25 protein-coding genes are annotated in these 25,221 nt (G+C 52.1%); 13 read left to right on the forward strand and 12 right to left on the reverse strand.

All coding sequences use genetic code 11. The annotated features are described in order from the left end of the window. Positions 1 to 569 precede the first annotated feature (569 nt). Together ACQ4M4_RS01270 and ACQ4M4_RS01275 are read left to right on the forward strand one after the other, a co-directional pair. Entirely contained in the window at positions 570 to 2,174 is a 1,605-nt protein-coding gene (locus ACQ4M4_RS01270; RefSeq protein ID WP_430682629.1) for an NAD(P)H-quinone oxidoreductase subunit 4, read from the forward strand. Between the two features lie 192 nt (positions 2,175 to 2,366). After that, positions 2,367 to 3,638 carry a 1-acyl-sn-glycerol-3-phosphate acyltransferase gene (locus tag ACQ4M4_RS01275; RefSeq protein ID WP_430682630.1) on the forward strand — a complete coding sequence of 424 codons (1,272 nt, stop codon included), beginning with the start codon at positions 2,367 to 2,369 and terminating at the stop codon, positions 3,636 to 3,638. 30 nt (positions 3,639 to 3,668) lie between these two features. On the opposite strand, the gene ACQ4M4_RS01280 is transcribed toward ACQ4M4_RS01275, so the two are convergent. Next, positions 3,669 to 4,034 (reverse strand): translation initiation factor, encoded by a 366-nt coding sequence (locus tag ACQ4M4_RS01280; RefSeq protein WP_430682631.1) that lies wholly within the window; start codon positions 4,032 to 4,034, stop codon positions 3,669 to 3,671. Positions 4,035 to 4,256: 222 nt separating this feature from the next. On the opposite strand from ACQ4M4_RS01280, the gene trpB reads away from it, so the two are divergent. The 3 genes from trpB (at position 4,257) to ACQ4M4_RS01295 (ending at position 6,796) form a co-directional block, all read left to right on the forward strand. Beyond that, positions 4,257 to 5,507: a tryptophan synthase subunit beta gene (trpB, locus tag ACQ4M4_RS01285; protein ID WP_430682632.1), complete on the forward strand. Its 1,251-nt coding sequence runs from the start codon at positions 4,257 to 4,259 to the stop codon at positions 5,505 to 5,507. 14 nt (positions 5,508 to 5,521) lie between these two features. Then, a complete protein-coding gene (locus ACQ4M4_RS01290; RefSeq protein WP_430682633.1) occupies positions 5,522 to 6,049 on the forward strand; it encodes a CAP domain-containing protein in 528 nt (175 codons plus the stop codon). A 117-nt stretch (positions 6,050 to 6,166) separates the two neighbouring features. Beyond that, on the forward strand, positions 6,167 to 6,796 hold the full coding sequence (locus ACQ4M4_RS01295) for a ribonuclease H-like domain-containing protein (RefSeq protein WP_430682634.1): 630 nt from the start codon (positions 6,167 to 6,169) through the stop codon (positions 6,794 to 6,796). 104 nt (positions 6,797 to 6,900) lie between these two features. On the opposite strand, the gene ACQ4M4_RS01300 is transcribed toward ACQ4M4_RS01295, so the two are convergent. From ACQ4M4_RS01300 to ACQ4M4_RS01320, 5 genes are all read right to left on the reverse strand, one after another. Then, on the reverse strand, positions 6,901 to 8,241 hold the full coding sequence (locus tag ACQ4M4_RS01300; protein ID WP_430682635.1) for an SLC13 family permease: 1,341 nt from the start codon (positions 8,239 to 8,241) through the stop codon (positions 6,901 to 6,903). Between the two features lie 450 nt (positions 8,242 to 8,691). Further along, the gene (gene hpsU / locus ACQ4M4_RS01305; protein ID WP_430682636.1) at positions 8,692 to 9,360 is read right to left on the reverse strand and encodes a hormogonium polysaccharide biosynthesis acetyltransferase HpsU; all 669 of its coding nucleotides are present in this window, start codon (positions 9,358 to 9,360) and stop codon (positions 8,692 to 8,694) included. Positions 9,361 to 9,465: 105 nt separating this feature from the next. Beyond that, positions 9,466 to 10,467 (reverse strand): glycosyltransferase family 2 protein, encoded by a 1,002-nt coding sequence (locus tag ACQ4M4_RS01310; protein WP_430682637.1) that lies wholly within the window; start codon positions 10,465 to 10,467, stop codon positions 9,466 to 9,468. A gap of 12 nt (positions 10,468 to 10,479) precedes the next feature. Beyond that, positions 10,480 to 11,448 carry a glycosyltransferase family 2 protein gene (locus ACQ4M4_RS01315; protein ID WP_430682638.1) on the reverse strand — a complete coding sequence of 323 codons (969 nt, stop codon included), beginning with the start codon at positions 11,446 to 11,448 and terminating at the stop codon, positions 10,480 to 10,482. Between the two features lie 366 nt (positions 11,449 to 11,814). Beyond that, a complete protein-coding gene (locus ACQ4M4_RS01320; protein ID WP_430682639.1) occupies positions 11,815 to 12,564 on the reverse strand; it encodes a hypothetical protein in 750 nt (249 codons plus the stop codon). 403 nt (positions 12,565 to 12,967) lie between these two features. Between ACQ4M4_RS01320 and cobU the strand changes: the two genes are divergently transcribed. Continuing rightward, positions 12,968 to 13,522 (forward strand): bifunctional adenosylcobinamide kinase/adenosylcobinamide-phosphate guanylyltransferase, encoded by a 555-nt coding sequence (cobU, locus tag ACQ4M4_RS01325; protein WP_430682640.1) that lies wholly within the window; start codon positions 12,968 to 12,970, stop codon positions 13,520 to 13,522. A gap of 503 nt (positions 13,523 to 14,025) precedes the next feature. Continuing rightward, positions 14,026 to 14,460, forward strand: a complete 435-nt coding sequence (locus tag ACQ4M4_RS01330; protein WP_430682641.1) for a hypothetical protein — start codon at positions 14,026 to 14,028, stop codon at positions 14,458 to 14,460. A 227-nt stretch (positions 14,461 to 14,687) separates the two neighbouring features. Here the strand turns inward: ACQ4M4_RS01330 and ACQ4M4_RS01335 are convergent, their stop codons facing one another. The 5 genes from ACQ4M4_RS01335 to ACQ4M4_RS01355 form a co-directional block, all read right to left on the reverse strand. After that, a complete protein-coding gene (locus tag ACQ4M4_RS01335) occupies positions 14,688 to 15,137 on the reverse strand; it encodes a hypothetical protein (RefSeq protein WP_430682642.1) in 450 nt (149 codons plus the stop codon). 129 nt (positions 15,138 to 15,266) lie between these two features. Continuing rightward, positions 15,267 to 15,572, reverse strand: a complete 306-nt coding sequence (gene minE, locus ACQ4M4_RS01340) for a cell division topological specificity factor MinE (protein ID WP_430682643.1) — start codon at positions 15,570 to 15,572, stop codon at positions 15,267 to 15,269. 43 nt (positions 15,573 to 15,615) lie between these two features. Then, positions 15,616 to 16,422: a septum site-determining protein MinD gene (gene minD / locus ACQ4M4_RS01345; protein ID WP_430682644.1), complete on the reverse strand. Its 807-nt coding sequence runs from the start codon at positions 16,420 to 16,422 to the stop codon at positions 15,616 to 15,618. 23 nt (positions 16,423 to 16,445) lie between these two features. Next, complete coding sequence (gene minC, locus ACQ4M4_RS01350; protein WP_430682645.1) at positions 16,446 to 17,231, reverse strand: septum site-determining protein MinC; 786 nt, start codon at positions 17,229 to 17,231, stop codon at positions 16,446 to 16,448. A gap of 152 nt (positions 17,232 to 17,383) precedes the next feature. Beyond that, complete coding sequence (locus ACQ4M4_RS01355) at positions 17,384 to 18,703, reverse strand: four-carbon acid sugar kinase family protein (protein ID WP_430682646.1); 1,320 nt, start codon at positions 18,701 to 18,703, stop codon at positions 17,384 to 17,386. Positions 18,704 to 18,992: 289 nt separating this feature from the next. On the opposite strand from ACQ4M4_RS01355, the gene ACQ4M4_RS01360 reads away from it, so the two are divergent. The 4 genes from ACQ4M4_RS01360 to ACQ4M4_RS01375 all read left to right on the forward strand — a co-directional run bounded on the left by ACQ4M4_RS01360 (position 18,993) and on the right by ACQ4M4_RS01375 (position 22,832). Then, positions 18,993 to 20,804 carry an EamA family transporter gene (locus tag ACQ4M4_RS01360; protein WP_430682647.1) on the forward strand — a complete coding sequence of 604 codons (1,812 nt, stop codon included), beginning with the start codon at positions 18,993 to 18,995 and terminating at the stop codon, positions 20,802 to 20,804. Positions 20,805 to 20,831: 27 nt separating this feature from the next. Next, the gene (locus tag ACQ4M4_RS01365) at positions 20,832 to 20,990 is read left to right on the forward strand and encodes a hypothetical protein (RefSeq protein WP_430682648.1); all 159 of its coding nucleotides are present in this window, start codon (positions 20,832 to 20,834) and stop codon (positions 20,988 to 20,990) included. Positions 20,991 to 21,029: 39 nt separating this feature from the next. Further along, positions 21,030 to 21,776, forward strand: coding sequence for a DUF554 domain-containing protein (locus tag ACQ4M4_RS01370; RefSeq protein ID WP_430682649.1), 747 nt, complete (start codon positions 21,030 to 21,032; stop codon positions 21,774 to 21,776). 393 nt (positions 21,777 to 22,169) lie between these two features. Continuing rightward, the gene (locus ACQ4M4_RS01375) at positions 22,170 to 22,832 is read left to right on the forward strand and encodes a response regulator (protein WP_430682650.1); all 663 of its coding nucleotides are present in this window, start codon (positions 22,170 to 22,172) and stop codon (positions 22,830 to 22,832) included. A gap of 533 nt (positions 22,833 to 23,365) precedes the next feature. On the opposite strand, the gene ACQ4M4_RS01380 is transcribed toward ACQ4M4_RS01375, so the two are convergent. Next, entirely contained in the window at positions 23,366 to 23,497 is a 132-nt protein-coding gene (locus ACQ4M4_RS01380) for a hypothetical protein (protein ID WP_430682651.1), read from the reverse strand. Positions 23,498 to 23,722: 225 nt separating this feature from the next. Between ACQ4M4_RS01380 and ACQ4M4_RS01385 the strand changes: the two genes are divergently transcribed. Beyond that, a complete protein-coding gene (locus ACQ4M4_RS01385; protein ID WP_430682652.1) occupies positions 23,723 to 24,091 on the forward strand; it encodes a PadR family transcriptional regulator in 369 nt (122 codons plus the stop codon). Positions 24,092 to 24,547: 456 nt separating this feature from the next. Beyond that, positions 24,548 to 25,084, forward strand: a complete 537-nt coding sequence (locus ACQ4M4_RS01390) for a cofactor assembly of complex C subunit B (RefSeq protein ID WP_430682653.1) — start codon at positions 24,548 to 24,550, stop codon at positions 25,082 to 25,084. Positions 25,085 to 25,221 lie beyond the last annotated feature (137 nt).

Below are 25,221 nucleotides of genomic sequence, written 5' to 3' on the forward strand. Positions count from 1 at the left end.
TGATGAGAGCAGATACTCTCACTTAAACCATGAAATATAAAGATTTTGTTACATTCTTTTTTTCCCTGCCATCATAGGGATGAGCACGGTTCACACGCCAATTTTTATGAAGAACGCCCGAAAAGCCTTGATTAGAGAGCAACTTCGTGATGGCAACTCGCAAACTATCCACGAGAACATCAAGAGCGATCGCCCTAAAATTCATTACTGTTTGTAACCCATTCAGAGGGTGTAACCCTCTTTCAGCAACAATATTCTAGAAATCGTGTTTAACAAACTTAACAATTGGGGTATCCTAAGAAGTAGGTACAAATCCCCATTAAACGCTCGCTAGTTTGACTTAGTCTGTCAAAGCGCAGTTAACAGAGGCAGTGCAGATCCACGGTCTCTTCATCTCCTAGAGTGGTTCATCCATCTTCTACACGTGCTATGAACTCCGAGTTTCTAGCATTTTTGAGCCTCTCTCTTCAGACGCATAACTTCGCCCCGCAGACTAGGCTCCGGTTTCACTTAACAAACCGCTTTTTAGCCCGCACTCTCCACGCAATGCAGTCTATGGGTAGGCTCCCATGATGAGTACACAATTTCCTTGGCTAACCGCACTAATCCTCTTCCCGCTGGTCGCGGCTCTACCAATTCCGCTTCTTCCCAACAAGTACGGAAAAACCATCCGTAGCTATTCATTGGCTGTTGGCTTAATTGAATTTGCTTCCATGCTCTACGCTTTTTGGAAGCATTACGACCTTCAAGCCAGTGGCTTTCAGCTTGCCGAAAGTTATGCATGGATTCCCCAAATTGGCCTGAACTGGTCAGTCGCAGTCGACGGCCTATCCATGCCGCTGGTTCTGCTCTCGGGCTTAGTCACGACTCTGGCTATCCTGGCTTCGTGGAAAGTGACCGACAAGCCACGACTGTTTTATTTCCTCATGTTGGTGTTGTACAGCGCTCAGGTTGGAGTGTTTGTCGCTCAAGATCTGCTGCTATTCTTCTTCATGTGGGAGTTAGAGCTGGTTCCGGTCTATCTGCTGATTGCCAACTGGGGTGGTGAAAAGCGTCTTTACGCCGCAACAAAGTTTATTCTTTACACCGCCGCTGGCTCCATATTCATCTTGGTTGCCGCATTGGCCATGGCCTTCTACGGTGGCAGCGATGTTACGTTCGACCTCCAGGCTTTGGGTGCCAAGAGCTATTCGCTACCCTTCGAACTTTTGATGTATGCAGCCTTCCTCTTGGCCTTTGGGGTTAAGCTGCCGATTTTTCCGCTGCACACCTGGCTACCGGATGCTCACAGCGAAGCTCCAGCTCCTGTCTCTATGGTTTTGGCGGGTGTTCTGCTCAAAATGGCGGGTTACGGGCTGATTCGTATGAACATGGAAATGTTGCCCGATGCCCATGCTTACTTTGCACCGATTCTGGCGATTTTGGGTGTCGTTAACATTATTTATGCATCACTCACCGCTTTTGCCCAAAACAACTTGAAGCGCCGCATGGCTTACTCTTCGGTTGCGCACATGGGCTTCGTGCTGATTGGGCTTTCCTCCTTCACCACGATTGGGGTCAGCGGTGCCATGCTGCAAATGATTTCTCATGGCTTGATTGCAGCTGCTCTGTTCTTCCTATCTGGGGTGACCTACGAACGGACTCATACTCTGATGATGGACAAGCTGGGCGGAATGGCCAAGCAAATGCCGACCGTGTTTGCGTTGTTTACGGCTGGCTCTATGGCGTCACTGGCGCTGCCCGGTATGAGCGGATTTGTGGGTGAGCTGACTATCTTCTTAGGTTTTACCAGTAGTGATGCCTATAGCGTTCCGTTCAAAACGGTGGTTGTGCTGCTCGCAGCGGTTGGTGTGATTTTGTCACCAATTTACCTGCTGTCGATGCTGCGTCGCGTTTTCTACGGTATTGAAGGGACTGCGCTGAAGGAGTTCCGCCTAACCGATGCGAACCCTCGTGAAGCGTTCATTGCGCTGTGTCTGTTGGTGCCTATCATCGGCATTGGTATTTACCCCAAGCTGGCAACACAAACCTATGATGTAGCGACGGTTGCACTAACAACTCAGGCGCGCACGGTTTTGCCTGCGATCGCTCATGGTCCCATTCTGGATTTGAAGACCCCGTTTCTCTCTGCCCCTGTTATTGGCACAGAAGCGAAATCAATGTTGATGGATTAAGTGCAAGATAGCCCACCATGTGGATCTCAACCATCTCATCAAGCTGACGGACTAAGCACCTCAATTGAGGTGCTTTTTATTATGATTTGCAAACCCATCCTTTTGTGAATGGGAGAATCCAGTCAAAATCGATGCGTTTCGTGTCGAGTTTTGAGGGTTTTGAGGGACTGCCTTAGGCAAGGCTCACGAACCATGACCCGACTGCGGCATCTACCAATTTTGACCAGAGTGAAGCTCAGGTTTACTCGCGATCGCACACACCCCAACCGTATGGCCAATTTTTACCCACCGTTGCTTAATCCCTGGCTAGTGAAGTCGCTTCAGGCGATCGCACCTCCCGTTGCCCAATGGCGTTACCAAATGCGCCTCAATCTGGAACCCCAGTCGGTTGAAAGAATTCGGGCTTTGGCAACTCAACGGCTGTTGCTATTGCCCAACCATCCAACCCATTTCGACTGGCTAGCCGTGTTTCTGCTATCGGGACGAGTTGGCCATGCATTCAATATTTTGGCGGCGCAAGAGCAGTTCAAGGGGGCAACAGGCTGGCTCATGCAGCGAGTTGGAGTATACTCAGTTCGGCGTGGAATGGGCGATCGCCCTAGTATTGCCAAAACGCTGGAGATTTTGACTCAGCCCAGTTGTCGGTTGATTATTTTCCCGGAAGGTGGCTACTCCTTTCAGAACGATACAGTGATGCCATTTCGGTCGGGTGCGGTTCAGATTGCGCTTCAAGCCATGAGCAAAGTGGCCAAACAAGACGAGCAGGCAGACCTTTACGTTTTGCCTGTCAGCCTGAAGTATCGTTACCTCAACGATATGGCACCGATAATTGACGACACGCTGACAAGATTAGAGCGATCGCTTCAGATTCCGACTACCACGACCGACTTTTACGATCGCCTGTTGGCTGTTGCAGATCGGGCCATGCTTCAGTTTGAGCATGAATATGCACTCACCCTTGAACAAACCAGTGCGCTAGATCGCAACCAGCGCATCCAGGCTATTCGGCAGCAGGTCTTGGCGTTTTGCGAGGCCAGCTTGGGGCTAGACCCCAAACCCAATGATCCCTTGCGAGAGCGGGTATATCGGGTGCAGCGATCGCTCGACTCCACCGCAGAAGCTGCCGCCAGCATTAGCACCGACCTCAGCGCCAAAATCCGCATTGCCACCAACCGCCTGCTTAACTTCGATGCCTTGTATTACGGGTATGTTGCCGATCAACCCACGCCAGAACGGTTTTTGGACACGCTAATTCGGCTAGAACGGGCCATTTTCAATATCGATCAGCCCGCTCCCAAAGGCGATTGCGAGGTCATTGTCCACGTTGGCGAGGCTGTGAATTTGGCGGATTATTTGGAAGCCTACCAACGCGATCGCACCTCTACCACAGAACAGCTCACTGACCGCTTTCGGCAGGCGGTGCAAGCAGGACTCGATCACATCAATAGCCAAATCAACAGCTAACCGACCGACCGGAACAATGCGTAGCCATCGTTAGCCTTTGCCACCGCTGACCTTGGCCTGATACCCCTGCTTCACCAAAAGCTGCACCAGGTTTTGCGCGTGGTCGCCTTGAATTTCGATCGTGTCATCCTTAACGGTACCTCCCGCGCCACACTGCGCTTTTAGCTGCTTCATCAGCGCATGGAGCGTTTCGGGCTTGAGCTGAAATCCCGTAATCACCGTTACGGTTTTGCCACCACGCCCTTTGCGGCTAGCCTGCACCCGGATTTGCTGTTGATTGGGCGGTAACTCTGGCACCGGACGCTCCAATGCGGCACTATCATCACCACCAAATTCTCGCCAAACCGTGCGATCGCCCCCAGACTTCGCCTTGTCAGATCGCTTTGAGCTAGCCATCGCAGTTCACACCCAACAGGTCAATTCAAATTATCTCAGGCGAAGCAGGAACCCAGCAACCCAGCGATCGTCTATTCCAAGGCAGGCCAATGCAAGCGATCGCCACCCACCTCCGATGCGGCGTCTCCCCCTCTGCCAAATCGCCCAAAACCCTATCTCCGAAACTGCCATAGGTGCCTCGTATAATGGAGGCTGTAGACCTACATCTATCCAGCAACAGCCGTGACGTTTACCCCAATCTCTCCTTCCAGCACCCAACCCCAGTCCACCCAAGTGCCCGATGCTCAGGGGCGCTTTGGCAAGTTTGGCGGCAAATATGTTCCCGAAACGCTCATGCCCGCCTTGGCCGAACTCGAAGCGGCACTCTATCGCTATCGGGATGATGCCGAGTTTCAGGCAGAGTTTCAGGGCCTGCTGAAGGACTACGTGGGTCGCGCCACACCGTTGTACTTTGCCGAGAGGTTGACGCAGCACTTCGCTCGGCCCGATGGCTCTGGTGCCCAAATTTATCTCAAACGCGAAGACCTCAACCACACAGGCGCTCACAAAATTAACAACGCGTTGGGCCAAGTGCTATTGGCCAAGCGCATGGGCAAACAGCGCATCATTGCCGAAACCGGAGCCGGACAACATGGGGTCGCAACCGCGACGGTGTGTGCTCGGTTTGGCTTACAGTGCATCATTTATATGGGTGTACACGATATGGAGCGTCAGTCGCTCAACGTATTTCGGATGCGGCTGATGGGGGCAGAGGTGCGTCCGGTGGAGTCGGGCACGGGCACCCTCAAAGATGCCACCTCCGAAGCGATTCGCGACTGGGTAACCAATGTAGAAACCACTCACTACATTTTAGGTTCTGTGGCGGGGCCGCATCCTTATCCCATGCTGGTTCGCGATTTTCAGTCCATCATTGGCAAAGAAACACGGCAGCAGTGCTTGGAGATGTGGGGCGGTTTACCTGACATTCTGCTGGCCTGTGTAGGTGGCGGTTCCAATGCGATGGGATTGTTCTATGAATTTGTCAAAGATGCCAACGTGCGCATGATTGGCATTGAGGCGGGTGGCGAGGGTGTGGATTCTGAGAAGCACGCCGCAACGCTAACTCGAGGCCGAGTTGGGGTACTGCATGGAGCGATGAGCTACCTGTTGCAAGATACTGATGGGCAGGTGATTGAGCCTTACTCCATTAGCGCTGGTTTAGATTATCCCGGTGTGGGGCCAGAGCACAGCTACCTGAAGGATGTAGGCCGCGCCGAGTACTACAGCATCACGGATGCCGAAGCGCTGGAAGGCTTTCAGCAGCTATCCAGGCTGGAGGGCATTATTCCTGCATTGGAAACTTCCCATGCGATCGCCTTTTTGAAAACCCTGTGTCCTCAGCTTGAGGGCTCTCCCCGAATTGTGATCAACTGCTCGGGCCGGGGAGACAAGGACGTGCAAACTGCCGCAAAACACCTTAATTTGGGCGCTTAAGGCGCGAAATTCTCATGTCACGATTTCTTCGAATTGCGTTGGGCAGCGGACTGCTCATTGCTAGTCTGTCAGGGTTGGGGGTGGAACTGCCTCAAGTATCGGGGTTACCGACCCTCGGTCTGAACCCATCGCCAACAGTGATTGAAGCTCCTGAGCTGACATCGCTAGAGCAGCAAATTTTGGAGCAAACCAATGCCTATCGCCAGGAGCGAGGTCTCTCATCTCTAGCGCCCAGTGCAGTGATTACCCAACAGGCTCGGCTACACAGCGAGGCCATGTCTCAGCAAAAACAGCTCAGCCATGATGGATTTGAACAGCGAGTGGCGGCGATCGCCCAATCGATTCGTTACCGTCGGGCTGGCGAAAATGTGGCCTTTAACCGAGGCTATACCAATCCAGCGACCCAAGCGGTAGAGGGATGGATCAACAGTCCTGGCCATCGCGCCAACTTAGAAGGGGACTTTGATTTAATTGGCATTGGTGTCACGCAGGCGAGCGACGGTTCGTATTACTTCACGCAGGTGTTTATTAAACAGCGCTAATCAGCGCGATCGCTGACAAACTCAACCGAACGAGCCCAAACGTGGCATGATTTTGGCGGGTGGCAATGCTGCCCGCCAAACTTTTGACATAATGCAAACTCCTCACATTTTCCACCTATGGCGCTGCAAGATTTTCAAGTGTGTGAACAAGACATCTCTGCCGAAATGCTGGCGGCATTTCAACAGTCCGAGGCGATCGCCGTAGATACCGAAACCATGGGCTTATTGCCCTGGCGCGATCGCCTGTGCTTAGTGCAGCTGTGCGATTCCAGCGGCCATGTCATCGTCGTGCGCATTGCCAAAGGCCAAACCGAAGCCCCCAATCTCAAAGCCCTGTTTGAAGACGAATCCATCGTCAAGGTCTTTCACTTTGCTCGGTTCGATATTGCAACCCTGCGTTACAACTTGGAAATTTATACAACCCCAATCTTTTGTACCAAGGTTGCTAGCAAACTAGCCCGCACCTATACCCCCAGGCACGGCCTCAAAGATCTGATTTTTGAGTTGGAAAAAGTTGAACTCGACAAAACCTCCCAAACTTCGGACTGGGGCAACGCCGCTAATCTCAGCGAAGAGCAATTAAAGTACGCCGCCAACGATGTGCGCTACCTACTCAATGCGCGCCAAAAGCTAACCGCCATGCTAGAACGCGAAGAACGGCTAGAGCTCGCTTACGAGTGCTTTGCTTGTCTACCCACCTTTGCCACGCTGGATCTGCTGCAATATCAAAACTTATTTGACCACTAACTGTGTTTGCACGCTAACCGAGGAGAACCTCATGATCTTCAAGCTCATCAGCTTGAACGCAGCAGCGTTTCAAAACTTGGGGCTGAGAGCATAGCACAACGCGACTAGAGCAAAAAGCGAAACAGCATATACAGGCTGGCAGCCACCAGCTGAGCCACCGCAACAGGTAGCCCATAGTGCAAAAATCGTCGAAAGGTAATTTGGCGACCATGCAGCTCCGAGATGCCTGCCGCTACGATATTGGCCGAAGCGCCTACTAGGGTGGCATTTCCGCCCAGGGTTGCTCCATACATCATGGCGTAAAATAGCGGCAACACCTCTGGTGGGAAATCGCCCCCAAAGTTTGGATTAAGTACTTCAGGCCCGACCAACCCTACGTTGAGCAAATACTGCTTGAGCAGGGGCACCATCGCTACCACAAGGGGAATGTTGGGCACAACACTTGAGGCAGCTCCCACCAAAACGAGGAGTAACAGAGAAGCGCCCGCTACATTTTGTCCCAAAATAAGGGCCAAGACGTTAGATAATCCCGCAATAATTCCAGTCTTTTGCAAGCCGCCAATCAAGACAAAGATGCTCATAAAGAAGATGAGCGTGCTCCAATCGACATCGCGCAGGATGTTGTTGAGGGTATCAATTTTGCTGTGGTGAGCGAGCAACAGTGCCAGGGCCGCGCCCATGAGCGCAACCGCCGCGGGTGTAACGGGAATGGGCAAGGTTTCACCAACTACGAAAAAGACCAGCACAAACCCAACAATGATGGCACCTACCGCTAATACCCGAGGGTGGTTGATTTGCGGGGTGGGCAAATGATCTAGGTTGTTGAGTTCTCGATTCCAAATTTTTCGGAACAGGATTGGCAAGAGCAGCAGAATGACGAGGAGTGCGATCGCTCCTCCCAAACTAAGCCGCAGCAAATAGTCGAGAAAACTAACGTTAATCGCGTCGCCCACAATAAACGTGGCTGGATCGCCCACCAACGTTAGTAACCCAGCACTGTTGGAGACTAGTACCATCAAAATCAGCAGCGGTACAAAATCGACCCCCACTTCAGCGGCCATAGGTGGAATGAGCGGTGCAAGCAGCATAACGGTGGTGGCATTGGGCAAAAACGCGCACACGACCGTTGTGACGCCCACAATGCCAAGTAATAGCAATTTGCCTTTTCCACGGGCCAGCAGCACCATTTGCGTTGCGAGATACTCAAAAATTTTGGTGGGTTCGAACGATCGCACCAATACCATGACACCAAAGAACAAGGCGAGGGTTGAGTAGCTGCTGCCGATGTAGGCGATCGCCTCATTCAGCGACAGCACATTGGCAAACACCAAAATCAACGCTCCCAAAAAGGCCGCGATCGTTAAATGGACCCATTCCGTCATGATCAGCGCAATGACGGAAATAAATACAATGGCGGCCACACTTGCTTGCCAAGTTTCCAGCATAAATCTCCATCACAAGAAGGGGACAAATCACGGCGATCGCATCTTGAACCGGGAGTACCTGAACACCGATTGATGGTTGGGCCTTTTGCGGTCTCTATGGAGCAAAGACTTCAAAAGCGAGGGTCGCTCTTCAACGGTTCAGGAGCTAAGGCCGTGGTTGGTATTGAGAAGGGCGCACCACAGTGCGCCCTCAGGCAAGAATGCAAATATTGGCAGTCGCTTTCATGATAAGGAAATCGACTGAAACTTCCTAGGTAGACCCACAGTTCAACCCCCAAGAGACGTAAATCTTGCTCACTACTCTGGAACTTATCTAGCCAATGTCAGTTTCGGTCAAGAGCTTTTCTGCTTATCCAAAACTCAGGATGTTTAGATGCTGTGGGCCACTTAGCCATGGCCCATCATCCCAGTCTCGTAGAGTTCGACACAACGGGCGTTGTTAGGTCTATATCAGTCATGTTTCATAGTGCGGGCATAGCGTGGGCGGCAAGGCGACCCCCAACACACCTGCTGTTCGGGCATGTCGGTCAACACCATACTCCGTGCACCTATGACAGCATTGGCTCCAATGTACACTCCTGGGGAAATGAAGCAGTCGGTTGCGATCCACGCGCCATTGCCAATTGCGATCGCCCCGGTCATAAGCCCAAAGGCTGGATCATGAATATCGTGGGTACCAGTGCATAGGTAAGATTTTTGGGAAATGACGCAATGTGTGCCAACAGAAATCTGGTCGAGGCTGTAAAACACGACATCGTCGCCCACCCAGCTATTGTCTCCAATACTGACCTTCCAGGGATAGGTAAATCGAGCCGTAGGACGAATGATGACTCGTTTGCCAATCTTGGCACCAAATAAGCGCAACAAGCCACAACGCAGTTGGTTCATGGAATGCAGCGTGAGTGGAAAGGCGATCGCCTGCACCAGCCACCACAGCACAATCAACCATCCGGGTCGGCCCCGATCAAACCCCGATTGGTTGTAGCGTTGGAGGTCAACCAACGATGGTGCATCAATGGCGGGACGAGCCGAGTCAGGGGAGCAATTATCTTCAGAAACTGGAACGCCCAAAAAAGGGTCGGCTGGGGAAGGGCGATCGCGATTGGGCAACAAACTCATGATCCCCCACTTCAGAACACAAACACACAACAATATCGGTACACCATCATACAGGCGCACAATGCAGACTTCCCCATCCCACAGCACACCCAAAAAAAAAGGCAGTTAGTGGATAGATGCACCCTCAGCCGTACTCGACGGACTCTTGTAGCGTCCATCCCGCATGAGCTTAGCCGCTGTTCGAGCCGGCAGATCGCCTGAGCCGTAATGCTGCTCTACCTGGTTAATATGGCCATCCATTTTGAGCAGCTCGTAAAGCTTAACCTCAATTTGATACTCGTACTGGCTGAGCAGTCGAGCATAGATGTAGCCCGGTCGGCCATCCAAAAAGCCCAACCGCAGAACATAAAACACCAGAAATCGCAACATTGGGCGACAAGGCAGGTTTACCCATATTTTTTTGAGAAAACGCTTGCGCTGCACCACAGACCCCAACAAGTTGGCACCAATTGTGCCGCGATCGCCCATGCCCTTCAGCAAGTTGTAGTACACCCGCGCTTCCCAATTGGAATAACGGTTGTGGCGCTCTAGCCAGTGATAAATATCGCGTGAATCGATATGCAGCATATCCGCTTTGAGATAGCCCGCTTGACCCTTGAGAATGACATGCTCATGCACTTCGTTGTCGCCTGTGTTGGGCACTCCTTCAGTCCCCAAGTGCTCGTAGCGCCCCAGCTCATGGCGCAATAGACGAAGATTCCAGTCGGGATATTTGCCACCATGGCGGAGCCAACGCCCCAAAAAGTAAACGCGACGATTGAGATAGTAGCCCGCATAACTGGGGTGTTGGATGGCGATCGCAATCTCATCCCACAGTTCAGGGGTAATGCGTTCATCGCAATCCACAATCAGCACCCACTCGTTGCGAAACGGCAGGGTATCGAGTGCCCAATTTTTCTTTTTGGGATAGCGTCCATCAAAATGAAACTGCACCACCGTGGCCCCTGCATCTTGGGCAATTTGGGTGGTGCGATCGCCACTTTGAGAATCCACCACAAACACCTCATCCGCGCAAGCCAAACTGGCCAAGCACGCAGGCAAATTGAGTTCCTCATTCTTAGCAGGAATGAGCACAGAAACTGGAACTTTGGGGCGCATCGGTTTCATAGACTCGCAATCTTAGCTTACGACACTGCGAACTAGCCTGTGTCCCACCTTTTGGGTGAGTCCCTCTTTCAAGACGATCGCCAAGTAGCCAAGTTGGCCGTAGGCATACACCACATGATCTAACCGTTGAGCTAGATCTTGATGGGGTCGCAAGGCGTGGTAAAGGCCACGTAACAAGCGGTCTGTTCCCTGTTGAAGCTGCACCCGAAACCGTGATCCGATCTGTCGCTCGCGATGGTATTCGCTAATGCCCTGCCACCAGCTACGACGGAAAAACCATGCTATGCGCAGACGATTTGGCGAGACCTTGTGAAGCACCAGAGCCTGCGGCACATAAGCCACCTGCTGCCCTGCATGGATGGCGAGCTGGGTCATATACAGCTCTTCATTGGACAGAAGATTCCCGCCGACTCGTCCAAGTTGGACATCAAAGCCCCCCACCGACTGCCAAAAGGAACGCCGAATTGCGTAGTTCACTCCACGCGGCGTCTGCCCTGGACAATCAATCAATTGCAGGCGATCGCCTAAATCATAAGCTCCCAAACTGCTCCTCAACCCTGCCGACAACCAGGGCGGTGGCGACATGGAATCGGGCCACTGTAACTGTACCTTACCACCCGCAATCGCCACTGCGGAATGCGCTTGAAAAACCTGCCACAAGCTTACAAGCCAGGTTGGATGAGCGATCGCATCATCATCTAAATACGCCAAAATTTCAGCCCGAGCGGCGGCGGCTCCTGTGTTACGCGCGACGGACAGCCCCAACGTGGCTTCGTAAAGATAGCGAATTGGCACCCGATTGCCTGCCTGCACTTGCCATGCCTGCACCACCGCAGCGGTGCGATCGTTTGAGGCATTGTCAACCACAATAATTTCGTACCGGCCCGAAAACTGCTGATCGAGCAGGCTGCGCAGCGCCCCATCCAGGTCGTGGGCACGATTATAGGTGCAAATGATGGCTGAAACTTGGGGAATAGCCATAGGGCAATGATGGAGACAAGGCAAGCAGAGTCACCCATGCGGGCGGGGCAGGTAGATGCGCTCTGCAGAAGAACTAGCACCGAACTCCATCACACAGAAACGCACAGATGTGAACACGGAATGGAATGTACAGGGTGATACGACCACGATCGCGGCTCAAACCCTTCTCTTTTTTATGCCGAATCAACTGGAGTTCTTGAACGAAGATTATTATTTTTTAATCGTCTGAGCCATGAATTCACAACAAAACGTCATTCGCGACGGCCAGATAAAAAGATTTACAGTTTCTTTGATCAACATCCGTTCAATTAAGCTCGCTCAATCCATTTCCATAGGGCTTCCCAAAGTGCGGAAGTCGATTGAGCGCTACTCTTTCAACTGGCTGTGAACCGAAATGAGCGCTTCAGAAAGTTGGCTCAAGCGCACCTCAAGGTACTGCTTTCGACTGAGGAACTGACGCAGCTTTTGATGTCGGGCGATCGCCAAGCTAACCTGTGGCACCTGATCGACTGGGCACGGATGCCACCACAAATTGCCATCCGCATCCAACCCACACAGGCGATATCCCGCCCGCACCGCCTCTGATGAGGGTTCAACCGAGTTGTGATGCGACGTATCGGGTAGCGTGTCATACAGCGATTGTACATATCGCGTTAGGTGGCTGAAGTCGGCATTGCTCAAAAACGAAGCTGGAGAGGTATCCCCATCAATCGGTTCCGATTCTAGCCACCCATCCACAACCGGCCCCTCAAGGTACAAGTCTTGAATCGTAAGCATGAGGCTCTGCAACTCTTGCTGCCAGTTCAACACCATCGTCTGGAGTTCTCTTAACAACCCCAAAGCGAGCGTAGGGTTGGTGGTGCTGCGCGGTGCCGCATGGGAAGGGTCAGCCATGGGCAAGTCAAGGGATTTTGCCAACGCTTGGGCAGGCAACGGCTGCACCTGTTCTGGATCGAGCTGAGGGACCGTCAGCATTTTCTTTGCAGGCAGGGTGCCAGCGTTGGGCGGCACTGAGCCAGAATCACCCTGAGTAGCGTCATGCATTGATGCTTGAGCATCTTGCACTTGCTTCAGCTGGCTGAGCATTGCCTCAATACGCTGCAATTCTGGTTTCATAGCAATTTGCCTTAGCCCATACACATTGGTTGGCATTGCTGAATGCAGGAACGAATTGAAAATAGCAGGACTCAAACCATACAGCGGTTCGCCCACGTTCCCAGCAATGTCGGTTGATTTAGTTCATGACGATTTGGATGCCCCACGATTTTTGAGGATTGGTAACCCGTTGAGCGCCTCAAAAATGCTTAATTTTTTGCGGATGCTTTGTAAATTTTACGAGGAAATCCGATAAACTCAGCAATTTTGACAAACTACTTCACTACCGCAGCAGGGTCAATTCACGGCGAACGAGGGGCAGACCCGACTCAGATGGAGGATACGTCGTCGGTTTTGCTCACGAAACGTGCTTCAAAGCCTTATAAGATTCTGGACGAAGTGCGTCATTAGGAACAGAAACGAGATGGCATTGACCTTGGTGACAGGCCCAGCACGTTCAGGCAAAAGCGAGTGGGCTGAACTGCTGGCCAGCCAATCCCAAAAAGCAGTCACCTATGTTGCGACAGCGGTGCTGAATGCTGAGGATGACGAGTGGCGATCGCGCATCGAACAACACCGCGATCGCCGCCCTGCAACATGGCATACCCAAGAAGTTCCCATCGCGCTCACCGATTTGATTCACACCAGTTCCGACCAAGATTGTTTGTTGATCGATTCGCTGGGGACTTGGCTGGCAAACCTGCTGGAGCAAGATGAAGCCGATTGGGAAGCGACCATGGGCGAGCTGCTCAAGGCTGTGGAGCAAACCTCAGCCGAGGTGATTGTCGTGGCAGAGGAAACAGGCTGGGGTGTGGTTCCGGCCTATCCTGTCGGGCGGCAGTTTCGCGATCGCCTGGGCAGCATCACCCGACACCTGGGCGCGATCGCTACCGTCGTGTATTTAGTCACCGGGGGTCATGTGCTCAACCTCAGCAGATTGGGCACACCACTCCCTCAGCATCCGGGCCGTGAGATTTAGGGGATGTTGTTCCAGGTCTATCGGCCAAGAAATTTCCAAAAAGCTTAATGGAACCTTTGGCTTTCGGACGGATATTTCTACCTTGTGCCGGATAGCATAAAGCATGAAGTCACGACAAAATATAGAAACGTTTTTGCAAAAGCGAAAGGTGCAGAAGTTGAGCGAGATTCTTTCGCCTAGCGGCATTCATCACTGAGCGGCATCTGGTGTTGATACATGAAGATCTAACTGAAGATCAAACTGATGTGGGGTGCAGCTTGGGTGATGCAAGAGTTAAGGCTAATGCACCGAACGCTCAAATGGCAGGAAGTTAGGAAGCAACGGGCGATCGCTCTTTTGATCATGCCGTTATGATGCAATGCCGTTCAATCAAGGCCATTCGGATGTTCGTTGGTTAACTGTGTTGGTTAACTTTGGTTGATAGGGCGTTGGCAACAATCGCAGCAGGTTGACGCTATGGCCATGAGGCGATCGCACAATTTTTTTGTTGAGTATAAGGTTCTATGGCATCCAAAGAACAGGTTAAACAGTACCTGGCTTATTGGTTTCAACTAGGCAAGCGTATTCTAATCCACAATGCGCAGCCCCTTGCGTCGCCTCACAATATTGTGCAGGGCGATCGCTACAGCGATGACTTTGAGGCGCTTTGGGAAGAGGTGCAGAGTCACCACGCTCACGATGCGTACTTAGAAGGCACAACCCAGACGATTGCGAATCTGTTATCTTCTGCGTGGATTATTACCTCCTGTGCCCGCTGTGACATGCCAGTACCGATGCTCGACTTGGGGCTACGGGCAGACATGTCGTGTCCCTGTACCGATCTTCCCAACTGGCCCGATACAGACCTGCCTGCACCGCGATCGCCAGTTCCCTCTACCCAAAGGCTGCAAGGCATTAGCGATCGCTTGGGAAAAAAGGAAGCCAACGGAACTCGGTAGCTTTATCTTGGAATCGACATGTCGATTCCAAATAGCTGGACACCCTAAAATTCAAACCCTAGAACTCTGTGCGGACGGCATAGAGTTCTAGGGTTTTCTGGTGAATGATGGCTGCTTCCTTACATGTTCAACGCTGGGCTCTTGAGCTTTGAGGTTTTTCCAAGCCGTTTCACAAGCCCGTTTTGCCATCCAAATTGGCTCAAGGTCGGCAAAAGCGAGTCTTTTACTCACGAAGATTTAGGCGAAGATTCGGTGCTTCTTGCAGATTTGAGTTGCTGCAAGTCGGCTTTCACTCGCTCATAGCCAGCTGGATTGCCCTGCTCTAAGTACAACTCACCTGCTTTTACCAAACTGCGCACAGCATCTCCATCCTGTCGAAGGTTGGCTTGGGTGAGCCCCTGGTTATGATAAGCCTCGGCAAACTGAGTATCTAGCAGAATCGCTTTGGAGAATTGGGCGATCGCTTGAGAAAAGGCTCCCTCGCGAAACCGTACCAGTCCAGCCTTTAGCGTTTCGTATTCTTCTGTTTCTACCGTTGGCGGCGGCAGATCAATCGGGTCGCCAAACACGACCGCACGGCTACCACTACCGCGATAGGCCCACAGCATCACCCATAAGCCAAAGGTTCCCACACCCCCAATTAGCAAAACCCACGCCAAAAAGTTCGTCGTTTCCACTGGGTTACCTATACTCAACGACGATTCCGCAATCGCACCATCAGCCTGGCCGCATCGGTCAATTCGCAGCAACCCCGACCCATACAAAAGCCCACACCGCTTCGCATCCAACCCCAAAGCAGAAAAGACCTACTCAGCATTGAGCATCGAACCCGAATCTTGAGAATCGGGCTTGACTCGACGAATGGGCAAATTGGCAATCAAAGCCGTTGACCGCTGGCTGTTTTCCAGCATAAACTCCGTCGAGTCTTGGTCAATCTCAACATAGCGCGATACAACTTCAAGAATTTCCTGCCGCATTTTTTCGATCGTGGCAGGCGATAGATCGGATCGGTCATGGGCAAGCACAAGCTGCAAGCGGCGCTTCACGGTCTCTCGGCTTGTGCTCACCTCGGGGTGTCGTGGAAAGATGCGTTCAAGCAATTCAATCAGCATGGGGCGAACGGGTGAGGGATATAGAGGAAGGCAACCGAAACGATTAGCGAGAAGACCCACGGAACAAGCGACGAATGCGCGAGAACAAGTCGTCATGAGCCGCAGTTAAATCCAAAAAGGGAACCTTTTCACCTTCGACACGGCGGGCAATGTTTTCATAAGCCAATCCAGCCAGGGTAAGTTTTTGCCCCAACACCAGCGGCTCGCCTCGGTTGGTGGAAACAATCACGCGCTCGTCATCTGGAATCACACCAATCAACGGAATAGCTAAAATCTCTTGCACATCCTTGACCGACATCATCAGGTCTTCTTGCACCATAGCCGGCTTGAGACGGTTCACAATCAGGTGTTGCTTTTTGATGTCGTTGGCCTCTAGCAAACCCACAACGCGATCGGCATCGCGAACCGCCGCGATTTCTGGCGTTGTCACAATCAAGGCTTCGGTCGCAGCCACAATTGAGTTTTGGAATCCCATCTCAATTCCGGCAGGGCTGTCAATCAGCACATAGTCATTGACGCGAGCCAGTGCATTCACCAACTTTTTCATTTGTTGGGGATTGACAGCATCTTTGGTGCGGTTTTGGGCTGCGGGCAGCAACGACAAATTGGGCTGGCGCTTGTCTTTCACAAGGGCTTGTTCTAACCGGCACTCTCCTGCCAAGACTTCGACCGCTGTAAACACGATGCGATTCTCCAAGCCCAGCAGCAAATCGAGATTTCGCAGACCAAAGTCTGCATCGACCACGGCTACCTTGCGTCCCCGTTGGGCTAAAGCCATGCCCAGGTTGGCAGTTGTTGTGGTTTTGCCAACTCCTCCTTTACCCGATGTAATGACGATGACGCGGCTCATGAAAATCCTCTTGATATGTCCTTTTAGTTTTGCAAACGAAGTTTTGAAAAATCAGCAGCTTTTGCGATGCGAATGCCGTCGGTGGCAACGTAAACGACCTCGGGCTGATACTCATTTGGCGGGGTTTCGGGTGCACGAGCCACCATGTCTCCAATACGGAGTTGGGTTGGCTCTAGCCGCAACGCCATAATGACACAGCGGTTGTTGCCTGATGCCCCAGCGTGAGCAACTCCTCTCAAATAACCCCATACCAGAATATCGCCATCGGCTGTGATGGTGCTGCCAGGATTCACGTCTCCAAAAATGATGATGGAGCCGGGATGACGCAGATCCATGCCCGATCGCACGGTGGTTTGCAGGTATAGCGGTTCTTCGAGGGTTTGGCTGGTTTCGGTGGCAGGAGCCAGCTGGCTTACAGAGGGCTGTTGCTCAACAGATAGGCCCGTGGTGGCCGCTGCGACAGCCGTTTGGCGGCGGCTGGTGTACACCCGCTTGAGCCGTAGCTGCACATCGTTGAGCGCGTCGTCAATGGATTGAAGTTGGCGCACATCCAGTAGGCGATCGCGCGCGATGAGATGCACCGAGGTATTGGGCTGCCAAAAGCGCTCTCCCGCATTGAGCCGATGCTTGAACTGTTGCCAAATATCGGTCCAGGTGGGGGCGGTGCTGCTGGGCTCGACCTCGGGCGGCAACAGCAGCAACAGCCGGCCGCCTTCACTTTTAAGGCGTACTTGCAAGTTGAGGCTGGATTCGGGAACCGCCTGAGGCAGAGCAGACAAGGAAATTGGGGAAGAAGACTCAGAATTCATGAGGGAGCCGTTTTGACGTGAATTCAGGTTGAGCGAATGAGTTTGCGGGAATGTAACTATCCATCTTAGTCGTCCGATCGCCAATCAAAACGGGAAATAGTTGGAAAAATTTAGCCCTTCTGTGAAGAACTGAATGGATTTCAACCCCGCAATCAGGAGGCGCTCAGGCGGCGATAGGCTTCAGCCAGAGAGGTGCGATCGCCCACATTTCCGGGAAAGAGCACCACCGGCAAGTTGGGAAATTGGGGATGCTCGGCAGGGGTGCACACCATCGACACACCCGGCAAAATTTGCCCTAGCAGGCGCGCTGTCCGTAGCGCCAGCCCGTCGCTCAGCGTATCGTTGGAGGTAATGCCCCCCTTACTGATCAAAAACCCAATCTCTGCGGGCAACCCCCGCTCAACATCCATAAGCAGGCGCGACACCGCCACCCCAAAATCCAGCCGCGTTTGGGCATCGGCAAAGGTAAGTTCTTGCCGACTGGTAAAGACCACCGATGTCTTACCCTGCTGGTGCGCCTGATGCACCTGATCGAGAATCTGGCTCAGCAATTCCTCGCGTTGCACAGGCGAATCTTCTAGCAAGTGGGTCACATCCACCTCAATCGGCACAATGCCGGGAGTTTCCAGCAATTGCTGAAGCTGCTCGGTCGTTTTTTTGACATGGGAGCCTACAATCACGGCTCCGGGCTTGCCGTTGCGGGTGTATTGGCGCATGGCCTCGGCAGGAACGGGCTGGGGCGGCAGGTGAGCCAGGGCTGTGAGCAAACTGGCCGCACTGCGGAAGAGAAACCGCTTGCCCTGAGATGCCGCAGTCAACACATCCTGAGCAAACTGGTTCAGATCCGCTTGCGTTTCGGCATCGACAGCAACACATTGGTTGTTGTGCAAGTGCTGCAACCGTTCCAGCACCCCTGCGCGAATATCGCTCAACACAAACCGCTCGACCTGATCGGCAGGAATGCGCCCAGCGGTTTTTTCGGCCACGTAGTCGGGCAGGTAGCTGTGACGATAGGCAAAGACCGAATCCCGCGCAAATTCGGTTTCGTGAACCGGCGTGGGCACCCCGTCAATCATGAGATAGTGAATGCTGTCGCGGGTGATACGGCCTCCTTCAAAAAAGGCGGGCGTGAGGAAGTGAGCATCAAACGGGCCAAGCTCCTCGGCGATCGCATCGGTTTCGACGGGATAGTGGCCCCGCAAGGTAGAGTCCGATCGGCTGACCACCAAAAAATCCTGAACCTGCTCTTGGGCGATCGCCTGTTTAAGATTGCGACACACCTCACGGGTTCGGGCATCGGCGGCTTCGGGGGTCATGGCGCGCGTATTGGTCAGCACAAACATGATGGGCGACGCATCCGCCAACCCCAAGCGCAACGTCTCAACATCCCACTGCATCAGCAATAAACAGCTGTGAACAGTTTGAGATCCGGTGGGATCATCATCAAGCACAATGATTTTGGGCTGGGTCATGGCGGAGAAGATAATGCAGTCCAGCCTTATTATCGAGGCTCACTCGCACAAATTTTCCTGCGAATTTGGTTGGGATCTCATTGCATTGGGTACACTTTGGAGGATCGATCGGGGCTTGAACTCGATGTAAAGCCAACCTATGCCGACCTCAATCGGTTGCTGCAAAGCGGTTGTGCCACTTCGAACCACGCATTTCAGCCATCGGGCCTACGCCGATTCCAAACATTAGCGCCAACACACATAGGGCTGCATGGGAAACGTGAATCACCAACCCAACAACGCGGATGCAATGGATCCTCAACCATCCAATGCAACAGAGCAAATTTTGAAGGCGGTTACGCAAGACCTGCGCTCATTGCAGCAAGAGGTTGTGACCCAAATGGGGCAGGACATCTCGCGGCTACAGGCCGAGCGATCGCGCTTGCTCAACGACATCGAGAAACTGCAAGCTCAGAACCACGCACTTCAGTCTGAGCATCAGATTTTGCTGAGTCAGCAGCAGCTTGCCCAGCAAAAAGTATGGGCAAAGCAACTCGCCCAAGCGTTGGCCAGTCAGCTCTACGCCATCCTGTCGCAGCGGCTCAAGCAAAATGAGACCTCCCATATGCAAGCCTCTGGCCAGCTACCTTCCTTAACGGATGGGCAACAGCAAGGCACCAACCAAGCCATGATGGCGCTAGATAACACCATTAACCAGGCGTTGGTGGCTTTGCAGCAAGATCTAAGTACCTATGAGCAAGCCCTAGCCCAACGGCTAGAACGCATGCAGGGTTTAGAAAAACAGGGCGAGGCGTTATTGGATGAGTTGGTGAGCCGCCTGAGCGATCGCCTTCAAGTTGAACTCGCCAAAAACCCTGCCGAGGCCAGTCCATTTCCCACCGGCAGCTATCCTCAACTCCAACAGGCCCAATCCGCAAGTGGCGTGCCTTCAGGGCGATCGCTTGGCTCAACTCAGGGTCTCCTACAAGGAACCCCCTCTGCGGCTCAACCAGATACCCCATCCGCATCAAATATTCCAACGGCTCCCGTTTCTGCGTCTCGGGCTTCTCGCGCTGCCGCAAGCCGAGCCAGCCAGCCCGAATCTGGCAAGCCTGCAGTCTCAGCCAAACGCACCCCAGCTCAGTTGGGCTTGATTCTAATTTTGCTGTCCACTCTGGCGCTATCGCTGCATAACGTTGTGGTCGGCATGATTGGCTGGGAAACGCGGCTGTTTGGGGTTTTTAGCTTTCCAGTCTCGCTGGAGTTGGATTCCTTCTCCGATTCGCTGCTGATTTTGTGGCTGAGGATGGTGGTGGTGGTTCCAGTCATGTGGTTTGTCGCCCGATGGCTGTATCCTCCCGTATGGCGGGATGTGAAGACATTTTTCCTATCGCGAGATTTACGCCCTATTTTGACGGTGATTGGGAGCGGTCTCTTCTTATTCAGCTCACAAGTGCTGATCTATCTGGCGATCGCCGCCATTAGTCCTGGAGTGGCCGTCACCATCCTGTTCATGTATCCGTTGATTACCGTCCCGCTGGCATGGTTTTTGTTTGGCGATCGCCCCACCTTTCTGCGATGGATCGTCATGTTTGCCATTCTCTGCGGCGTTGTGCTAACGGCACTGCCTCGGCTAGCAGGCACCACCACCGTTTCTGTCAGTGGCATCGTTGCCGCCATTTTTTCCGGCGTCTTCTTTGCGCTATACCTCATCTCCATGCAGATCAGCTTCAAAAAGCTGCATCCCGTCCCCGTCAGCTTTATTCAGTTTGTCACCATTTTTGTGCTGGCCAACCTGATGCTCATTCCCTTTGGAGTCCAGCAACCGCCGCGCAACCTGGCGGGTCTGCTGCTCGGCGGTTTGGTGTTGGGCACGCTAACCCTGATTGGCTATTTGTTAAATAATCTGGGCGTCCAGCGGCTAGGGGCAGCCCGAGCTTCAATCATTGCTTCAAGCGGTCCTGTGCTAACGGCACTGCTGGCCTTCTTAATTACTCCTGGGCCGATCACTGCCCTCAAAACCGTTCAAATTATGGGCATTTTGCTGGTAACGCTGGGTGTGATTGGCCTAAGCTTTGAGCGAATGATCATGCAAAATAAGCCCGCCAAGCCCGCTCGTTAACTCTCTTCTACTCAATAGACCTCTTGCATGAAACATTGCGCGGCACCACTGCGCAATGTTTCACGCTCCAAACAGCCATTTGTGCAGCAGGTCTCCATCTATAGCGCTGCCTGTCCGATAGTTCAGGTCAAGGGCAGCGCCAAGATCGCCTGTTTGGAGGAAGCATTGCAGCCGCTATGTCTTTAAGATGCGTGGGCAACTTTATCAACTTTTGATGGCGATCGCATGTTATTGGATCTGTGGGCTCGAACCAGCGGAACCTGGATCAACGTTGGCACAATCGTTTTGGGCACCACACTGGGGCTTTTATTTCGCGATCGCCTGCCGCCGCGTATGCAGCGCATCATCACCCACGGAGTGGGCCTCACCACATTGCTAATTGGGCTCAACATGGCTAATAGCCTGACCAGGGCTGGCGCAGGGGTTGTTGATGGCATCATTCTCGGATTACTCACCCTGGTGCTGGGCGGATTGCTCGGCGAGTGGCTCAAGCTTGAAGACAAACTCACCATTGTTGGAGATTGGCTAAAACATCGGTTTAAGGGCAAAGGCAAGTTTACCGAAGGGTTTGTTGCTGCCAGTCTATTATTCTGCATTGGCCCCATGGCACTCATTGGCAGCCTCAATAATGGCCTCATTGGCGATAACACCCTGCTCACGCTCAAAGCCACCATGGACGGGCTAGCGGCGATCGCCCTCACCAGCAGTTATGGCATGGGCGTCGGGTTTTCAGCCTTATCTATCCTCATCTACCAGGGCATTCTGTCATTAGCAGCCGGGTCCTTGGCCCAATCCTTGCCCGATCCCGCCAACTCTCCCGTTGTCATGCTGGTTACCGGGGTTGGTGGCCTCATGGTCTTTGCCATCGGGCTCATGCTGCTCGACATTGGCAACGTTCGCGTGGCTCCGTTTTTGCCCGCACCTCTTATTGCCCCACTCATGTTTTGGTTGGCGATCGCAGTCAGCCCCTAGTCAGCTTGAGGATTTACGCACTTCATACGAAGAACTATAGGTTGAATGATGTTTGGGCCTTCGCGCCCCAGATATCATTCAACTGCGTAAGCCCTATCTAATTTTTAGAAGCCAGAACTTGAAATCTAGGGTGATGTTCTAGACGTGTGGTTATTGGTTGTGGAAGGGGTGCGATGCACCCCTTCCACAACCAATAACCACACATTTGAAACACGACCAAATCTAGCCATTCAAAAATCAGCTCATCCCTTTAGGGATTCATTATCTTTCTGTAGTACTACATTTAGTAGTACCATCCGAAATTTTCCAGTCTTATCTCTTCCAGCAAAGACAGGTTAATCTGTCTTTACAGGGTTTTACCTAACCGCCCGTATGTCATCGAAGGAGTCCACCATGAGCGAAGCTTCTGAACCTGCAATTGCCAGGGTCTTAATTGTTGAAGATGACCCCATGATGCAGCTAGGACTGGAGCAATCGTTGAGCAACCAGCCTGATATTGAAGTTGTAGGACGAGCCGACGATGGTTATCTCGCAGTCGAAGAAGCCACAAAACTCAAGCCCGACATTATCGTGATGGACATTGGGCTACCCCGCATGGATGGGATTGCCGCTACCGCGAAAATTAAGGAAGCCTTACCGCAAGTCCGCATTGTGATGCTGACCTCGCACACGACCGAAAATGAAGTCATTGCAGCACTCTCGGCTGGAGCTGATGCCTATTGCGTCAAAGGTACAACCGTTGAGCGCCTGCTTGCGGCAATCGATGCGGCCCGCGAAGGGGCCAGCTATCTCGATCCGCTGGTGGCTCGCCAAGTCATGGATCATCTAAAAACGCCAACGAATGCAGCAGATGCAGCCGCAGTGGGGTTACTCTCTCAACGCGAGATAGAAGTGCTCAAGCTCATGGTTGAAGGACGCAGCAATCCCGAAATTGCCCAGGCGCTTTACTTGAGCCCCAATACTGTCAAAACCCATGTGCGCGGCATCATGAACAAGCTGGCGGTTGATGATCGAGTTCAAGCGGCAGTGGTTGCACTGAGATCGGGACTCGTTTAAGCAAACAATTCAGCATTCCGTAAAACTACTGAACTTACCCTAAAAATTCGCTACACCTTGTTCACGCCGCTGGTTCATCGCTGATTCAACAGAAAATTATCAGTCGTATTTCCTTGATGAATCGGGTGGGAAGGGCGCTACAGCCATCCTCGATTTGATGGGCTCTAAATTTCCTCAAGCCTTCTCCAGGCATGAATTTTAAGAACTTTGATGGATTCAAATTTTACCTTCCATCACTCAGCGACTCACCCCCTTATCTGTCGTGCCTGGAGGCAATTGCACCAGTGACCAACCCTTTAAACCTAGACAAAAATCAATCTTCATCATTGATTTTTGTGTGGTAAGGTCGTTTTTTACTTTCAATAACGGGAACTCTGAAAACAGACTGGTCGTCTTGCTAGGGGATTCTCTCTCCATTTATAGAGTGGTTAGAGGAAATCTCTCTTAGGTTTGAGTGATGAATATTGGTGTAGTGTCTAGAATCGACATATCCATCAAAACATGACGCCAAGTTCGTCATTTGGGCTTTGGGATTATTTGAGAACAGTTCTCAACAAGGTTGGCGATCGCCAACTTTCCCAGCCAAACAAAGCTTCAATCTGGTGACTGATAGCACTATGCGTTGGGTACTGGCGATCGCCAGCTTTTCGTAACGGTGCTCTCATACTTCAATTGAGTTTTGTTTCACCGCGTAGGCTTCGGTTAAGCGACCTTAGCCACCGTAGTTCGACCAGCTACGCTAAAAGTCAAGCTGATCTGGTTAAATAGCCGACAATAGACTTAAGATTCTTATCATTCTTTATCTGTCGGTTAAATCTCTAATCCCTCTGTCCAAAAGCCCCCCACTTTAGGGATTGCCAGTACTGAAAGAGCCATCTTGGACAAGCCGTATGACCACACTTGATCAGATTTACCAATTCTTCCAGAACCCTCCGCCTAACTACCTAAACAAAGAGCTTGCTGTTTGTTATGTGCTGGATGTGTTGCTGCGCCACGATTCCTATGGAACAGAACTCATTCAGCTTCTAGAGGCAGAGCATCCGAGCTATCGACTTTCCGATACGGTGCTCTATAGTGCGCTCAAGTTTTTGGAAGATACTCATGCGATCTCAGGATATTGGAAGAAAGTTGAGGGCCGAGGGCGACCTCGTCGCATGTATCAAATCACTCCAGAGTGGCGCAAAAAGGCAGAAGATCTCTCTCGTTTGTGGAGCGATTATGCCGATAGTCAAGTGCCAGAAGCGATCGCTGCTCGATAATGGAGTCCATTCGTTCATCAGATGGCTGCTGATTACGCTCTCCAGTTCAAGCACCTTCATCTTAGGTTTCTTTGCCGAGCAGGAATGTACTTGATCACTGAACTGCTCTAAATGTTGAGCGAATTGGAAAAACAGAGGGATTCTGCCATGGCAGAATCCCTCTGTTTTTTGGGAACTTAGGTTACACACCACGCTCAACAACCTCCATTTGCACCCAGAGAAGAACATACTTTTAGGACTTCTGCCCTTCATCCCAAAAACCGGGGGTTGAACGATGGTGAGGGCGCTTAGCGTCCCAACCATCGTTCAACTGCGCAAGTCCCAACGATAGTCTTGACGATAGTGTTAACGATAAAAATCAGGGTTCGCAAGTTTGATACACGTGCTCAGGCACTATCTGAGGCACCATAGTATTAGCGCCTTAATGGTGGTTGTGCGTTTTTAATTGTGTGGTCTATGCACCTGCCTGTTCTTTCTTCGACTGTTTTTCTCACGTTGCTGCTGGGTATTGGGTTATTTTTCTTCATTCGAGCTTCGGTAAAAGATCGAACGGAGGTTGCCAAATTTGTTGCTGAGCAGCCTCAAGTTTCCTTGCTAGAAGATTTGCAGCGCTACTTTATGGAGCGTGCCTATCGTATTGCGGCTGTGGATGCCGAAAAAAATCAGGTTCGGTTTGAGGGGATGGTGCGCCCTAGCGGTTTTTTGGCGGTGTTTTTGTCGGGCTTGGCAGCGGTGGGCATTCTTTGCCTGTCGCTTGTGCTCTCAATGGCAAATCCAAGGTATGCCACGGTATTTCCGTTTTTAACGCTGCTAGCGCCTTTGGCGGGCATCTTTTACTGGAAGAAGGCCGGACGGCAAGAGTCGGTTACGCTTCAGGTTGAGGCGCTGGAGAGCGATTCCGAAACTCCTCGGAATTTGGTGCTAGTTAAAGCGCACCGTGATGAGGTGATTGAGCTACAGCGATCGCTCAAACTAGCTGCAATGGACGAGTAAGGTTATGCTACGGACGGTTTAAACCACTCGTTGCCCGCGCTCCACGCCGTGAAACTTTACATTAGAGGTAGCTAAGGTATCACCTTGTTCTCATTTTTTTTGCGCAAAATGGGTAAGTTTTGGTAGGTATTATTCAT

The sequence above is a fragment of the Leptolyngbya sp. AN02str genome (genome assembly GCF_050565595.1).
Taxonomy (GTDB): domain Bacteria; phylum Cyanobacteriota; class Cyanobacteriia; order Elainellales; family Elainellaceae; genus Kaiparowitsia.

What these genes read in the sequence shown, in the direction of transcription:
- ACQ4M4_RS01330 (WP_430682641.1), top strand. Translation starts at nt 14,026, where the DNA reads ATGGCATCCAAAGAACAGGTTAAACAGTACCTGGCTTATTGGTTTCAA.
- ACQ4M4_RS01310 (WP_430682637.1), bottom strand. Translation starts at nt 10,467, where the DNA reads ATGAAACCGATGCGCCCCAAAGTTCCAGTTTCTGTGCTCATTCCTGCT.
- ACQ4M4_RS01270 (WP_430682629.1), top strand. Translation starts at nt 570, where the DNA reads ATGATGAGTACACAATTTCCTTGGCTAACCGCACTAATCCTCTTCCCG.
- minD (WP_430682644.1), bottom strand. Translation starts at nt 16,422, where the DNA reads ATGAGCCGCGTCATCGTCATTACATCGGGTAAAGGAGGAGTTGGCAAA.
- ACQ4M4_RS01355 (WP_430682646.1), bottom strand. Translation starts at nt 18,703, where the DNA reads ATGACCCAGCCCAAAATCATTGTGCTTGATGATGATCCCACCGGATCT.
- minC (WP_430682645.1), bottom strand. Translation starts at nt 17,231, where the DNA reads ATGAATTCTGAGTCTTCTTCCCCAATTTCCTTGTCTGCTCTGCCTCAG.
- minE (WP_430682643.1), bottom strand. Translation starts at nt 15,572, where the DNA reads ATGCTGATTGAATTGCTTGAACGCATCTTTCCACGACACCCCGAGGTG.
- ACQ4M4_RS01365 (WP_430682648.1), top strand. Translation starts at nt 20,832, where the DNA reads ATGAAACATTGCGCGGCACCACTGCGCAATGTTTCACGCTCCAAACAG.
- ACQ4M4_RS01375 (WP_430682650.1), top strand. Translation starts at nt 22,170, where the DNA reads ATGAGCGAAGCTTCTGAACCTGCAATTGCCAGGGTCTTAATTGTTGAA.
- ACQ4M4_RS01370 (WP_430682649.1), top strand. Translation starts at nt 21,030, where the DNA reads ATGTTATTGGATCTGTGGGCTCGAACCAGCGGAACCTGGATCAACGTT.
- ACQ4M4_RS01320 (WP_430682639.1), bottom strand. Translation starts at nt 12,564, where the DNA reads ATGAAACCAGAATTGCAGCGTATTGAGGCAATGCTCAGCCAGCTGAAG.
- hpsU (WP_430682636.1), bottom strand. Translation starts at nt 9,360, where the DNA reads ATGAGTTTGTTGCCCAATCGCGATCGCCCTTCCCCAGCCGACCCTTTT.
- ACQ4M4_RS01385 (WP_430682652.1), top strand. Translation starts at nt 23,723, where the DNA reads ATGACCACACTTGATCAGATTTACCAATTCTTCCAGAACCCTCCGCCT.
- ACQ4M4_RS01290 (WP_430682633.1), top strand. Translation starts at nt 5,522, where the DNA reads ATGTCACGATTTCTTCGAATTGCGTTGGGCAGCGGACTGCTCATTGCT.
- ACQ4M4_RS01295 (WP_430682634.1), top strand. Translation starts at nt 6,167, where the DNA reads ATGGCGCTGCAAGATTTTCAAGTGTGTGAACAAGACATCTCTGCCGAA.
- ACQ4M4_RS01380 (WP_430682651.1), bottom strand. Translation starts at nt 23,497, where the DNA reads ATGAGAGCACCGTTACGAAAAGCTGGCGATCGCCAGTACCCAACGCAT.
- cobU (WP_430682640.1), top strand. Translation starts at nt 12,968, where the DNA reads ATGGCATTGACCTTGGTGACAGGCCCAGCACGTTCAGGCAAAAGCGAG.
- ACQ4M4_RS01360 (WP_430682647.1), top strand. Translation starts at nt 18,993, where the DNA reads ATGGATCCTCAACCATCCAATGCAACAGAGCAAATTTTGAAGGCGGTT.
- ACQ4M4_RS01300 (WP_430682635.1), bottom strand. Translation starts at nt 8,241, where the DNA reads ATGCTGGAAACTTGGCAAGCAAGTGTGGCCGCCATTGTATTTATTTCC.
- ACQ4M4_RS01275 (WP_430682630.1), top strand. Translation starts at nt 2,367, where the DNA reads ATGACCCGACTGCGGCATCTACCAATTTTGACCAGAGTGAAGCTCAGG.
- ACQ4M4_RS01390 (WP_430682653.1), top strand. Translation starts at nt 24,548, where the DNA reads ATGCACCTGCCTGTTCTTTCTTCGACTGTTTTTCTCACGTTGCTGCTG.
- ACQ4M4_RS01315 (WP_430682638.1), bottom strand. Translation starts at nt 11,448, where the DNA reads ATGGCTATTCCCCAAGTTTCAGCCATCATTTGCACCTATAATCGTGCC.
- ACQ4M4_RS01280 (WP_430682631.1), bottom strand. Translation starts at nt 4,034, where the DNA reads ATGGCTAGCTCAAAGCGATCTGACAAGGCGAAGTCTGGGGGCGATCGC.